The sequence below is a fragment of the Actinokineospora alba genome (genome assembly GCF_004362515.1).
GTDB classification, from domain to species: Bacteria; Actinomycetota; Actinomycetes; order Mycobacteriales; family Pseudonocardiaceae; genus Actinokineospora; species Actinokineospora alba.
In genome coordinates this window covers 4,060,143-4,073,061 of record NZ_SNXU01000001.1, presented here as the reverse complement: position 1 = coordinate 4,073,061, position 12,919 = coordinate 4,060,143, and the positions used below count along the sequence as shown (strand labels likewise).

The window sequence follows — 12,919 nt, the reverse complement described above, 5'->3', positions numbered from 1 at the left end:
CTGTTGCCGACGACTACCCGACGATGCGCTTGGCACCGAAGTAGTCGCTGCCGCCACCGGAGAGCGGGGCGGTCTTCACCGGCACACCCGAGGTGGAGGCGTGCACGATCATGCCGTTGCCGATGTACATGGCGACGTGGTGGATCGAGCTGGCGCTGCCGCCGTAGAACAGCAGGTCACCGGGGGCGAGTTCGCTCTTCGAGACCGACTTGCCGTAGGTGTACTGCGACCGGCTGGAGTGCGGCAGGTTGATGCCGATGGCGCGGTAGGCGTAGAGAACCAGGCCGGAGCAGTCGAACGCGTTCGGGCCTTCGGCGCCCCAGACGTACGGGTCGCCGCGCTGCGCGAGCGCGACCTCCATGGCCTTGCCCGCGTCGCCGGAGCCGACGTAGACGCCGGTGTCGACGGGCGGGTTGAACAGGTCGTCCTTGTCCTTGGGCGAAAGCCTGTTCTTGGCTTCCTCGACCTGCTTGATCTGAGCGTCGAGGTCGGACTTCTTCTTGGTGATGTCGGCCAGCAGCTTCTCCGAGGCCGCCTTGGCCTCAGCCGCGCGCTTCTGGCCGTCCTCGGCCAGCTTGCGGGCCTGGGCGGCGAGGTCCACCGCACCGGTGTACTTCTCCAGGGCGTTCTGGTTGTCCGAGGCGAGCACCGTGAGCGCGGAAGCACGCTCAAGGAAGTCGTCGGCGGAGGACCCGGTGAGCAGCGCGCTGATCTTGTTGAAGCGCGCGCCCTGGAACGAAGCGCTGGTCAACTGGTCGACCTGGCCGCGGAACTGCTCTTCCTGAGCTGCGGCCTGCTTCTCCAGCTCGGCGGAGGCCGCGACGTCGGCGATGGCCTTGTCGAGGTCCGCCTGCTTGACCTTGAGGTCTTCCTTGGCGTGGTTGAGCTCCTCGCTGACCGTCTCGGCCTGCTTGCTGAGCTCCTGGAACTGCTTGATCGCTTCCGACACGGTGGTCGGAGGCGGCGGCTGGGCCGGCTGCGCGTACGCGGGACTCTGGGACATACCGATCACCGAGATGACCGCGGTGACACTCAGGGCTCCACGCACAGCTCGCTTGAGTCGATGCGACGACACGTCGCGCGTACTCCTTCGTCCTCAAAACCGCCGACGGGGTTGTCCTCGGGCACCGGCGCGCTTTGGGGAAGCGCCTTCCGGCCGGACCGATCCGCTCGCGATCGTGTCGCTCACTTCTCGATCATCGACGACCCCACCGTGGGGGATCCGGGTCAGCCGGACGTGGCTGACTTCGGCGGCGATCTCGCGTAGCCCCCTCGGGGTGGGCGGCTGCTGGCCGCGAGATCTCGGACAGGTTACGAAACGTGAGCCTCCTCGTCTACCAGGTGCGCCGGAAAAGCGCCGAGAATCCTTCCCAAACACCAACGGAGCAGTGGCAACTCCACCCTGTGACAACGACAACACCCAGTTCACCCGGGCGTGGAACCGTTCGGCGATCTAGAGCGACCGTTCGGCGAATATTCGCGATCACCCCAACCGATCACCCGGTTTCAGGCCGTTTTCTCCACCGGAATCAGCCGCAGACGGGGTACGAGGCCGGCGCTCGCGAGGGCATCGATCGCGAGCCGCTCGGAGCTGTCGAGATCGACATTGGGCGGCGCGCCAAGCAGCACACTGATCACACAATCCTGACAAGCGTTCCCGCGGACCTCGCAGCTATCGCAATCGATGATCATTACCCGGGTCCTTTCCGGTGCCGACGATCTCGTGTTTCACACACTAGAAGAGGGCACCGACAATTTCGCTCAGGTGTTCGAAATGATCGAAACAGATGGATCAAGAACCGATGTATTCCCAGTGCCACGGCTCCTCGCGGCCCCGTCCCGGACGCGCCCACGGCGGATTCGCCCAGCCGAACACGCCCGCGTTCTGGGCGAGCCAGGCGTACTCCGGGGTGCCGAACGACTGGGCTCCCCCACAGAGGTCCACCGCCAGTCCCCAGCCGTGGTTGCTGGTGCCCGGCACCGCGGCCAAAGCGGGCTTCACACCGTAGAGCCGCACCTGCGCGGAGAAGGTCCGATAGGAGTCGGTCAGGCAGATCGCGCGGCCGAACACCGAGGCGAACGCGTCCGACATCGCCCGGAACGACCCGGCCGCGTCGCAGCGCAGCGAGTGCGAGCCCACACCGATGAGGCACAGCGCCGCCTGCGGGATGAGGCCGTTGGGATAGCCGCCCCAAGCCCCGGGCGCCTCCCCAGGCCCGCGTGGCGGGAGCTGCACTCCCCCACAGCGCCAGCGCAGTCCGCCGTCGGTGGCCTGCGGCGCGGGCTGCGGCTGGCGCTGCCCGAGCGCGGGCCGGGCGACCCCGAGCAGGGTGTCCCCGCCGGGCAGGTCCGTCACCACCACGCCTGCCAGCCTGCCGTCGGCGGTGAGCATGGTGCGTTCGTCGAGCACGATGCCGACGCCCTGCACACCCAGCCGAGCCGGGCCGAGGAACACGACGTCGCCGGGCTGGGCGTCCGGGGTCGGCACCGGCGTCAGCACACTCATCTGCTCGGTCACGGCACCGGGCAGGCTCAGCCCACCCGCCCCGAAGGCCGCCTTGACCAGCCCGTCACAGGAGTACGCGTTGGGGCCTTCGCCGCCCGAGCCGGGAACGTAGGGCTTGCCGAGCACGCCGACGGCGGTGTTCACCGCGCCGATCACCTCGGCGGGCAGGACGAGCAGCTTCTCGCCGGTCGGCAGCGTGGCCCGGGCGACGCCCGGCTGCGGCGCGCCGGTCGAGCCGGGCAGCGGCTCCAACCGGGCGGGCAGCTGCGCCGGATCGCGCAGGGCGGCAGCGTTCGGAGCGACGATGCCCGCGAGCGCCAGCTTGTCGGTATAGGCCTTCCAACTCGCCGCTGTCTTCTGGTTGCGCTCGCGCTGCGCGGTCTGCTGGGCGATCACCGCGGCGTTGGTGTCCTCGACCTTGCCGCGCAGTTCCGACGACACGGCCGCGGCCCGGTTGGACGCGTCGCCGTTGCGGCGGTCAAGGTCGGCCTTGCGCTCGGCCGCGGCCCGCTCGGTGCCCAGGGCGGCGTTCTCGGCCTCCTGCGCCCCACGCTGCCTGCCGACCGCCTGGGCGAGCCGCTGGTCCTGGTCGATCCGCACGCGCTCGATCAGGCTGCTGCCCTGCAGGAACTCCTCCGGGCCGCCCGCGGTGAGCAGCATCTGCAGCTCACTGGGCTGAGCCAGCGCGGAGTACAGAGCGGCGGAGTAGGCGTCGACTTCGCCCTGCTGGGCGGCCACGATCTTGTCTGCGGCTTCCCGCTCCCCGCGCGCGCGTTCCACCTGGCCGGTGGCCTGGCGCAGCTCGTCCTCGGCGGTCCGGATCTTGTCCGAGAGATCGGAGAGCTCGCGCTGCACGTCGGTGGCGGTGCGCTGCAGTTCGGCGACCTTGGGATCGGCGAAGGCCTCACCCGGCCGGGAGTCCGGCACCGGGGCGCCCGGGCCGACACCGGCCTCGACCTGCGGCGGCTCCGTGGGCTGCGCGCCCGCGAGCGGGTTGGCCAACAGCGCGGCCACCAAGGCCAGCGCGGCGGCAATCTTCACCGAACCCCACCTACGCACCCGCGTACCAACTCCTCGGTGTCGCGTTCCTACTCACAAGTACTAACGCGAAGGTACCGACCACGTGACGGCGCGGGCCCTATCGGGTGATCAGATGCGCCCAAGCCGGGCGAGCAGGACGGCCGACGGCACGGGGTGGGCGCCTCGGCGACGAACCGCGTCGGCCACCGCCCGGTCGGACGTGACGACGACGACCGGCCTGCCCTCGGGCTCCGCGGTGACCAACGCCTTGATCACGTCGTCGGCCAGGACACCGGGATCGCTGAACAGGACGCGGACCCCACGCGGGGCGGCGACCGGCACGGCGACGACTCCCGCGCCGTCGAACACCAGCGTGACCTCCGCCGATGTGCGCGCGGCGAGGGAGGCGAGCTGGCGGACCAGGCGGTCGCGCTGGTCGGCCAGGGAGAGTTCCGCGTAGCCGGTCTTGGTGACGTTGTATCCGTCGACGACAAGGTGCACCGAGGGCAGCGCGAGCAGCCGGTCGAGTGCGGCCGGGTCTTCGACCCGACCCACCACGCCCTGGGCGGCCGTGGCGCCCCGCACCAAGTCCGCGGGCCGGGGGCCGCCGCCGCCGAGGGCGAGCTCGCGGCGCAGGCCGGTGACGGCGCCGTCGAGGGTGTCGACGAGCAGTGCCAGGCGCACCTCGTCGGCTTGGCGTGCCTCACGGGCCGACTGCCGGGCGATGTCGGCGTCGGCTTCGGCGCGTTCGGCGCGGCCCCGCTCGGTCTCGACCCGGTCGCGTTCGCGGTCGCGCTGCTCGGTGAGCGCGGCGACCTGGGCGGCGCACTCGGTGCGAACCCGGTCCACGGCGGCTTGGGCGGTTTCGGCGGTGTCCTTGGCCTCGCGCAGCTTCACGCCCTGGTCGCGCAGCCGCTTGCGCAGCCGCTCCACCTCGGCCTCGGCTTCGGCGCGCACCCGGTCGACCGCCCCCGCGGACTCGTCGAGCAGGGCCTGCACCCGAGCCAACTCGGCTTCGGCCTTCTGCAGCCGGGCGACGGCGGTGTCCCGCTCCGCCCGCAACGAAGTGTCCGAAGCGCGCCTGGTGACGAGCTCCAGGTAGTGCACCGCAGATTCCTCGCCGAGCAGCACGGCGGCCGCGGCGACGCTCACCGGGTCGTTGCCGCCCAGGTCGAGCGCGGCGGGCTTGTTCTCCCGGCACCACTGCACGACGGCGGTTCGGAAACCGACAACGTCACGTAGGCCGGCGATGATCGCCGAGCCGCCGAGCCGGGCCCGCTTGCTGGGCGCGAACCGGGCCACCGGGCGCACCATCTGCGGGATGTCGACCGGCGGCAGCGACCCGACCGCGTCGGCGCCGAGTTCGGCGAGCCGGTTCCTGACCGCGTCGGGCAGGGTCGACCAGTCCACGGCCACGGTGTTCGTGCCGTCCGCGCCGCCTGTTTCGTCCCTGGTGGACGGTTCGGGGCCGGGGTCTTCCGGCTGGGGCGGCGTGGCCATTCCGTAAGGCTAGTGGCTGAGGCCGGGGGCGACTTGACGGCTCCTCGGCCGTGGGACCGACGGAAGTGTCGGTGGTGTGATCTAGCTTCGGCGGTGATGAGCACCGCATCCGCCACCCGCACCCAGCTCGCCTTCGACGAGCTGGGAACGCCGCTGCGCGAGACCACCTTCGTCGTGTTCGACCTGGAGACCACGGGCGGCAGCGCGGAGACCGACGCGATCACCGAGTTCGGCGCCGTCAAGGTGCGCGGCGGTGAGGTGATCGGCGAGTTCGCCACCCTGGTCGACCCGGGCCGGGGCATCCCGCCGGAGATCATCGCGCTGACCGGCATCACCGACTCGATGGTCTACACGGCGCCGAAACTCGAGGCGGTGCTGCCCGCCTTCCTGGAGTTCGCGGCGGGCTCGGTGCTGGTCGCGCACAACTCCGGATTCGACGTCGGGTTCATCAAGGCGGCCTGCCGCAGGCTCGGCTACCGGTGGCCGAAACCCGCGGTCGTCTGCACGGTCCGGCTGGGCCGTCGAGTCCTCACCCGGGAGGAGGCGCCAAGCTGCCGCCTCTCCGCCCTGGCCGCGTTGTTCCGCGCCTCCACCATGCCCAACCACCGCGCCCTCGCCGACGCCCGCGCGACGGTCGACGTGTTGCACGGCCTGCTGGAGCGGGTGGGGTCACTCGGCGTCCAGTCGCTGGAGGAACTGCTCGACTACCTGCCGGAGGTCACCGCCGCCCAGCGCCGCAAGCGCACCCTCGCCGAAGACCTGCCGAACGAACCCGGCGTGTACCTGTTCAGAGGACCGTCCGAGGAAGTCCTCTACGTCGGCACCGCCTCAGACCTGAAACGGCGGGTCCGCCAGTACTTCACGGCGGGCGAGACCCGCCGCAGGCTGCGCGAGATGGTCAGCCTCGCGGTCCGGGTCGACACGGTCACCTGCGCCCACCCGCTGGAGGCGGAGGTCCGGGAGCTGCGGCTGCTGTCAGCGCACAAACCGGCGTACAACCGGCGGTCCAAGAACTCTCGCAACTCATGGTGGATCACGTTGACCGAGGAACCGTTCCCCCGGCTCTCGGTGGTGCGACGCCCGCGCGACGGCGCCCTGGGACCGTTCCGCAGCAAGCGAATGGCCGACGAGGCGTTACTGGCCATGCAGGAAGCGACCGGCATTCGCCCTTGCACGGTAAGGATTCCCGCGAAGGCGGCCACCGGAAGCCCTTGCGCCCTGGCAGAACTGGACCGCTGCGGCGCACCCTGCGCGGGAAGGCAGACGGTCGAGCAATACCGCCCCATGGTCCACGCCGTGGACGCCCTGGTGGCAGGCAGACACCTGGACCCGTTGCGGCTCCTGGAATCCCGGCTGGCCGCACTGTCCACCGAGCACCGCTTCGAACAGGCCCGCACCGGCCGAGACCGAATGTCAACCCTCATCCGCGCCCTGGACCGAGGCCAACGCCTCGCGGCCCTGGCCTCAGTAGAGGAGCTGGTTGCGGCCCGCCCGGACTCGGCCGGGGGGTGGGAGTTCGCGGTAGTCCGCCACGGCCGACTCGCCTCGGCGGGGGTGGCCAGGCGAGGGGTGCAACCGATGCCGGTCGTGGAGCACCTGGTGGCGTCGGCGGAAACGGTGATCCCCGGAGAGGGCCCGCTGAGGGGCGCGCCTGCCGAGGAGGTGGGCGTGGTCTTACGGTGGCTCGACCGCCCAGGAACCCGAATGGTCCGCTGCACGTCCCCGTGGTCCGAACCCGCCCACTGCGCCGCGAGATGGCGCCCGTGGCTGGACATCGCCGACCGAGCCAGAGTCGCATTGGTGACCAGGGACTGAAACACAAGCGGGGCCACAGAACACAACGCCCCTGGACAGCACCGGCGGTGGCGACGACGGCGCAATAGCAATCGGTGGCCAGCGGTGGCTGGCGTGCTGGCGGTGGCCGGCAGTGGCGGGCGTGCTGGCGCTGGTGGCCAGCGATAGCCGGCAGTGGCCAGCGGTGGCCGGCGTGGCTGGCGATAGCCGACAGTGGCCAGCGGTGGCCGGCGTGGCGGGCGGTGGCGGGCGTGGCCGGCAGTGGCGGGCGTGCTGGCGGTGATGGCGGGCGATAGCCAGCAGTGGCGGGCGGTGGCCGGCGATAGCCGACAGTGGCCGGCAGTGGCGGGCGTGGCGGGCGATAGCCGACAGTGGCCAGCGATGGCGGGCGTGGCCGGCGGTGCCAGCGGTGGCCAGCGGTGCCAGCGATAGCCGGCAGTGGCCAGCGTGGCCGGCGGTGGCGGGCGGTGATCGGTGGCGGGCAGTGGCCAACTACCCACCCGCGAACGCAAGGGGCCCAACAGAACGGCCTGTTTGGGTGGTTCGCCTTGATTCGGGGTGAGAAGGACCTAAACTCGCCCGGCGCGGGGCAGTTTCTTCACCCTGCCCGCTTTACCCGCGCAGGTCCTTCTCCGGGGTCCCCGAATCAAGGCGAACCACCCAAACAGGCACCCACAGCCCAACGACGCCCGCAGCCGGGAAGACCATCACCACTTGTCCGCGTCCCGAAGCACCACGGTCTCATCACCGAAGTCATCATCGTCCCGAGCGACAGACCCCTTGGGCGCGGGGCTATCCGCTTCGACCGGCTCCGGCACCGGAATCCGCTGCACCACCCCCGCGTCCCCGCCAAGCGGCTGGAACGCCTGAGCCACCCCCACCGCCGCACTCTGCCGAGCCTGCCGGGTCAACGTCAAAATCTCCGACGCCAACTCCGAAGCCGACTTCCGCAGCGCCGAGTCCTCCAGCTTCAGGTCCAAAAGGGCCCCAGAAGCCGCGACCGTCACCGTCACCGACTCGGACCGCTCAGTCGCACCGGCGGCCTCGACGTTCGTTTTGAACTCGGTGGCCTTCTGCTGCAGGTCGGCCACTTTCCGCTCGAAGTCCGCCAGCCACTCGTCCGGAGTCTGCACGTGTGTCTCCCCTGTCGTACGGTCGCCGTCGAGAGCCTAATGTCTTCGGCGGCTAGGCTCAGGAGAACCGACAAGGGAGCGTCAGATGATCACCGCGATCGTGTTGATCCGGGCAGCGACGGACAGCATTCCCGAGACCGCTCAGGCGATCGCGGACATCGAGGGGGTCGCCGAGGTGTACTCGTGCGCGGGTGACGTCGACCTGGTCGCCATCGTCCGGGTCGCGCAGCACGAGGAGTTGGCGCAGCTGATCCCCGACGAGATCAACAAGGTCGACGGTGTCCTCGACACCGACACCCACATCGCTTTCCGCTCGTACTCCAGGCGCGACACCGACGCCGCGTTCGACAGCGGCGTCGACGAGGGCTAGAGACGAGGGGCTAGAACCGCCCGTCGAAGAGCATCCTGGCGACCTCGCTGACCGTTGTCCGGCCGTCTTCCTGGCCGCCCCGGCCCGCGAGGTTGTTCATGATCGCCACCGTGTAGCGCTCCTCGGGCCCGACGAAGCCGACGCTGTTCATCACCGCGCCGCCCTCCTCGTCCGACCAACCCGCCTTCACCCCGGGCCGGGCCGCCGTGCCCGCGGCCCACAGACCCCACTGCTGGTTCGGCCCCACACCGCGCATCCGGTCGACGATCGCGGAGCGTTCGGCCGCGGGCAGCTCGGTCAGCACATACCTCATGAGACGTTCCAGGTCGGCCGCCGTGCACTTCTGGAAGCCCCAGTACGGGAACATCTTCCCGAACCCCGGCTGCGGCTTCAGCGACGTCATCCCGAAGGCGGGGAAGGCGTTGTTGAACGCCAAATGGTCACGTCCGCCGAATTTCGACCACAGCATGGTCGCCGACTCGTCGTCCGAAGTGTGCAGCATCGCGTCGATCGCGCGTCGGTCTGCGTCGGACAGCCGGAGCTTGCGTTCGCGCTCGCGCACGAACAGGTCGACCACCATCGCGAGTTTGATCGTGGACGCCGTCCACGTCAGGTCCTCGGCGTGCCCGTTGCTCCACAGCGCACCCGTGGCGCCGTCGCGCACGACGATCCCGACCGTGCCCGGCCTGCCCGCCAGGTAGGTCTCGACGGCGGCGAAGCGGCCCTGGAAGTCACAGTCGAAACCGGATTCGGGCAAGGGGCACGCGGCGTGCGCCGCCTGCACGTGGCTCGTCACGGGCAGTGTCTCCGGGGTGCTTGATCGGGCGGGTGCACAGGACAGTACGGCGGACACCGCGATTCCGCTCGCGACCCACCGCAGCCATTCCCGACGCGACCCCAGCACCGCGGCAGGCTACCGTGCGCCGCCTGAAACCATCCCAGGAAACGAAAAGGGGCGGCACCCCTGAACCGGGTGCCGCCCCTTATTCGACTGACTTAGTGACTCTTCGGCTCTTCAGCCTTGGTCGCCTCGATCTCGGTGTGGCCGTTGTGCTGGGCCGCGCGGGCCCGGGCCAGTGCCGTGGTCTCCTCGACCGGGTCCGGCGTGAGCCAGGAACCGGCGACCGGCGCACCCGCCGAGCCGAGCTTGTTCATCTTCTTCGGCACCGCCGCGCCCTGGTACTCCAGCGGGATCGGGTGGCCGTGGTCGTCCACCGGGCCGAGCGGCTGGTGGATCTCGATGAACTCGCCGTGCGGCAGGCGCTTGATGATGCCGGTCTCGACACCGTGCTCCAGCACCTCGCGGTCCGAGCGCTGCAGGCCCAGGCAGATGCGGTAGGTGATGAAGTACGCCAGCGGCGGCAGCACCAGCAGACCGATGCGGCCCATCCACGTCGTCGCGTTGAGCGAGATGAAGAACTTCTCGGCCAGCACGTCGTTCGCCGCCGACAGCAGCGACACCATGAAGTAGGTGATCGCCATCATGCCGAGGCTGGTGCGGACGGGAACGTCACGCGGACGCTGCAGCAGGTTGTGGTGCGCGTAGTCCTTGGTGAACCAGCGCTCGATCCACGGGTAGGCCGCCGCGATGCCGCCGAGCAGCGGCAGACCCAGCTGGAACGGGAAGAACGCCGCCGGGATCGTGTAGTCCCCGAGGTAGATCTCCCACGCGGGCCAGAGTCGGATCAACCCGTCGGTCCAGCCCATGTACCAGTCGGGCACCGTGCCCGCGGAGATGTGCGCCGCGTTGAACGGTCCGAAGTTCCAAATCGGGTTGATCTGGAACAGGCCACCCAGGGCGGCGGTGACGCCGACGACGACGGCCATGAACGCGCCGCCCTTGATCGCGAACACCGGCATGATCCGGACGCCGACGACGTTGGTCTCCTTGCGCCGCACGCCCGGGAACTGGGTGTGCTTCTGGTACCAGACCAGCGCGAGGTGGACGCCGATGAGCGCGAGCAGGATGCCCGGCAGCAGCAGGATGTGGACCGTGTAGAGGCGAGGCACGATGTCCTCGCCGGGGAACTCGCTGCCGAAGAGCAGCCAGTGCACCCAGGTACCCACGACCGGCAGCGACAGCAGCAGGCCGGACATGATCCGCAGACCCGCGCCGGAGAGCAGGTCGTCGGGGAGCGAGTAGCCCGCGAAGCCCTCGAACGCGCCGAGCAGGAACAGCAGCACGCCGATGACCCAGTTGACCTCACGCGGGCGCCGGAAGGCGCCGGTGAAGAACACGCGGAACATGTGGCAGACGATCGCCGCCATGAACAGCAGGGCCGCCCAGTGGTGGACCTGCCGGGCGAACAGGCCGCCGCGCACGTCGAAGGTGATGATCAGCGTCGACTCATAGGCCCGCGACATCTCCAGGCCACGCAGGTTGACGAACGAACCCTGGTAGACGACCTCCTGCATGGAGGGGTCGAAGAACAGCGCCAGGTAGGTGCCCGAGAGCAGCAGCACGATGAAGCTGTAGAGCGCGATCTCGCCGAGCAGGAACGACCAGTGCGTCGGGAAGACCTTGTTCATCTGGTGGCGCATGCCCTTGGCCAGGTGATAGCGGTCATCCGCCCACTTGGCAGCACCACCCGCGGCACGGGAGGCGGCGGAGTTGGCCTTGGTGGGAGTTGTGATTGCGCTCATGACTTCCGCTCCCAGAATGCGGGCCCGACCGGCTCGATGAAATCGCTCCTGGCAATAAAGTAGCCCGTCTCCTCATCGACCGCGATGGGCAACTGGGCCAGCTTGCGGGTCGCCGGACCGAAGATGGGCTTGCCGTAGGCCAGCGCGTCGAACTGCGACTGGTGGCACGGGCACAGGATGCGGTTGGTGGCGTCCTCGTACAGCGACGTCGGGCAGCCGAGGTGGCTGCAGATCTTCGTGTACGCGTAGTAGTCGCCGTAGTTGAAGTCTTCCTGGCCCTGGTGCTTGACGACCTTGCGGCCGTCCTCGGAGCGCAGGCGGATCAGCATGACCGGGTTGTCCGAGCGCTTGAGCGCCTTGGACAGCGCGTGGTGGTCCTCACGCTCCGACTCGCGGAACGGGAACACCGTTTCCATCGCACCGGCGGACAGGTCTTCGGGACGGACCAGGGAGACCTCGTGCGCGTGGCCGGTGGCGCGGCGCAGGAAGACCTTCTCGCCCGGCTTCTCGTGCTTCCACCCGGTGTGCCACAGCGAGTCCTTGGACTCGGTCTGCGCCCACGGGTCGCGGACCAGGCCGCCGATGGCGAACACGCCGATGCCGAGGCCCATCGCGCCCGCGCCGAGGCCGGCGGAGCGCTTGATCAGCGAGCGGCGGGCGATGGTGGTGCGGTCACCCGCGTCGGCGAGCTCGGCGAGGATCGTCGCCTTGTCCAGTTCGGAGGACCCGCTGTCGTTGCGCTGCTGCACCGCGACCTCGTGCGGGACGAACTTCTTCATGTAGAGCAGCGCGCCGACACCGACACCCAGGATCGACAGGCCCAGGGTCGCACCCAGCATCGGGGTGAACAGCGAGTACATGAAGTACCCGTCGGTGTTCGGAGCGACGTAGGCGTGCGGCCAGAAGAGGAACACGCCGATGAACGCGAACCCCGCGAGCGCCGCGATCAGGAACCACAGTGCGACGGCGCGCTCGGCGCGCTTCTCCGCGCGGGTGCCCTTGACCGGCCACGGGTCCGGGTATTCGACCAGTTCGACGCCGTCGAGCTTGTTGCCAAGCTTGACCAGGTCGTCCCGGGACATCTGGGCCAGCTCTTCGTCGCTGGGCACGTCCTGGGGGGTGTTCGAACTCATGACTTCGCCCCAATCCACAGGGTGATGCCGACCAGGGCCGCCATACCCACGATGAACGCGATCAGGCCTTCGGACTGCGGACCAAGGCCGCCGATCGGATTGCCGCCGGGGTTGTTGTTCCCGTCGGTCACCGACCTCACGTAGGCGATGATGTCTTTCTTCTCAGCCGGGCTGAGCTGGCGGTCGGAGAACGTCGGCATGTTCTGCGGGCCGACGAGCATCGCCGCGTACATCTCGGTCTCACTGACACCGTCGAGCTTGGGCGCGAACTTGCCCGAGGACAGCGCTCCGCCGCGGCCGGTGAAGTTGTGGCACGAGGCGCAGTTCAGCCGGAACAGCTCGCCACCGCGGGCGGGGTTGTCGCCGACGAGCTGGCTGCCCGACTCCTGGGGCAGCTGGGTGCCGCCGCCCTTGGACTGGACGAACGCCATCAGGGCGTCGATCTCCTCGGGGGTCAGCTTCGGAGGCTTGCGCTCGGCCTGGGCCTCCTGCCGGACCGCGGGCATGCGCCCGGTCGCGGTCTGGAAGTACACCGACGCCTCGCCCACGCCGATGAGGCTGGGGCCGCGGTCGGTGACGCCCTCGAGGTTGGTGCCGTGGCAGCTGATGCAGGTGTTGTTGTAGATCTGCTCGCCCTTGCGCAGCGCGGCCGGGTCGCCCTGGGCCTGTGCGACCTGCGGCTGCGGCGCGAACGCCGAGTACAGCAGGCCGAGCGTCATCAGCGCCATGCCGAGCGCCAGCAGGCCCGCGATGCGCCTGCGGCCCTTGCTGTGGCTCCGTTGTTTCTTGGTCATTTAAGCGGCAACCCTTGCTGTCAGTG

11 protein-coding genes are annotated in these 12,919 nt (G+C 69.6%); 2 read left to right on the top strand and 9 right to left on the bottom strand.

Annotation, left to right across the window (positions count from 1 at the left end):
* Positions 1-13: 13 nt before the first annotated feature.
* From C8E96_RS18815 to C8E96_RS18800, 4 genes are all read right to left on the bottom strand, one after another.
* Positions 14-1,075, bottom strand: coding sequence for a C40 family peptidase (locus tag C8E96_RS18815; protein ID WP_133794578.1), 1,062 nt, complete (start codon positions 1,073-1,075; stop codon positions 14-16).
* 431 nt (positions 1,076-1,506) lie between these two features.
* Complete coding sequence (locus tag C8E96_RS18810; protein ID WP_312880607.1) at positions 1,507-1,638, bottom strand: hypothetical protein; 132 nt, start codon at positions 1,636-1,638, stop codon at positions 1,507-1,509.
* Positions 1,639-1,792: 154 nt separating this feature from the next.
* Positions 1,793-3,547 (bottom strand): D-alanyl-D-alanine carboxypeptidase family protein, encoded by a 1,755-nt coding sequence (locus C8E96_RS18805; RefSeq protein WP_091371731.1) that lies wholly within the window; start codon positions 3,545-3,547, stop codon positions 1,793-1,795.
* 108 nt (positions 3,548-3,655) lie between these two features.
* Positions 3,656-5,026, bottom strand: coding sequence for an NYN domain-containing protein (locus C8E96_RS18800; protein ID WP_091371733.1), 1,371 nt, complete (start codon positions 5,024-5,026; stop codon positions 3,656-3,658).
* Between the two features lie 96 nt (positions 5,027-5,122).
* On the opposite strand from C8E96_RS18800, the gene C8E96_RS18795 reads away from it, so the two are divergent.
* On the top strand, positions 5,123-6,841 hold the full coding sequence (locus C8E96_RS18795; protein ID WP_091371735.1) for a DEDD exonuclease domain-containing protein: 1,719 nt from the start codon (positions 5,123-5,125) through the stop codon (positions 6,839-6,841).
* Positions 6,842-7,527: 686 nt separating this feature from the next.
* Here C8E96_RS18795 and C8E96_RS18790 read toward each other — a convergent pair.
* On the bottom strand, positions 7,528-7,953 hold the full coding sequence (locus C8E96_RS18790) for a YbaB/EbfC family nucleoid-associated protein (RefSeq protein ID WP_091371736.1): 426 nt from the start codon (positions 7,951-7,953) through the stop codon (positions 7,528-7,530).
* An 85-nt stretch (positions 7,954-8,038) separates the two neighbouring features.
* Between C8E96_RS18790 and C8E96_RS18785 the strand changes: the two genes are divergently transcribed.
* Complete coding sequence (locus tag C8E96_RS18785; protein ID WP_091371739.1) at positions 8,039-8,323, top strand: Lrp/AsnC family transcriptional regulator; 285 nt, start codon at positions 8,039-8,041, stop codon at positions 8,321-8,323.
* A gap of 10 nt (positions 8,324-8,333) precedes the next feature.
* On the opposite strand, the gene C8E96_RS18780 is transcribed toward C8E96_RS18785, so the two are convergent.
* The 4 genes from C8E96_RS18780 to qcrC form a co-directional block, all read right to left on the bottom strand.
* Complete coding sequence (locus C8E96_RS18780; RefSeq protein ID WP_228769746.1) at positions 8,334-9,227, bottom strand: serine hydrolase; 894 nt, start codon at positions 9,225-9,227, stop codon at positions 8,334-8,336.
* Positions 9,228-9,319: 92 nt separating this feature from the next.
* On the bottom strand, positions 9,320-10,966 hold the full coding sequence (gene qcrB, locus C8E96_RS18775) for a cytochrome bc1 complex cytochrome b subunit (RefSeq protein WP_091371741.1): 1,647 nt from the start codon (positions 10,964-10,966) through the stop codon (positions 9,320-9,322).
* Positions 10,963-12,099: a cytochrome bc1 complex Rieske iron-sulfur subunit gene (gene qcrA, locus C8E96_RS18770; protein ID WP_091371743.1), complete on the bottom strand. Its 1,137-nt coding sequence runs from the start codon at positions 12,097-12,099 to the stop codon at positions 10,963-10,965. Before qcrA ends, qcrB begins: the two co-directional genes overlap by 4 nt.
* Positions 12,096-12,893 (bottom strand): cytochrome bc1 complex diheme cytochrome c subunit, encoded by a 798-nt coding sequence (gene qcrC / locus C8E96_RS18765; RefSeq protein ID WP_091371744.1) that lies wholly within the window; start codon positions 12,891-12,893, stop codon positions 12,096-12,098. The genes qcrA and qcrC overlap by 4 nt, the downstream gene beginning before the upstream one ends.
* Positions 12,894-12,919 lie beyond the last annotated feature (26 nt).

Bases quoted from the DNA above. Each gene is read 5' to 3' on its own strand.
- C8E96_RS18795 (WP_091371735.1), top strand. From the start codon at position 5,123: ATGAGCACCGCATCCGCCACCCGCACCCAGCTCGCCTTCGACGAGCTG.
- qcrB (WP_091371741.1), bottom strand. From the start codon at position 10,966: ATGAGCGCAATCACAACTCCCACCAAGGCCAACTCCGCCGCCTCCCGT.
- C8E96_RS18800 (WP_091371733.1), bottom strand. From the start codon at position 5,026: ATGGCCACGCCGCCCCAGCCGGAAGACCCCGGCCCCGAACCGTCCACC.
- C8E96_RS18785 (WP_091371739.1), top strand. From the start codon at position 8,039: ATGATCACCGCGATCGTGTTGATCCGGGCAGCGACGGACAGCATTCCC.
- qcrC (WP_091371744.1), bottom strand. From the start codon at position 12,893: ATGACCAAGAAACAACGGAGCCACAGCAAGGGCCGCAGGCGCATCGCG.
- qcrA (WP_091371743.1), bottom strand. From the start codon at position 12,099: ATGAGTTCGAACACCCCCCAGGACGTGCCCAGCGACGAAGAGCTGGCC.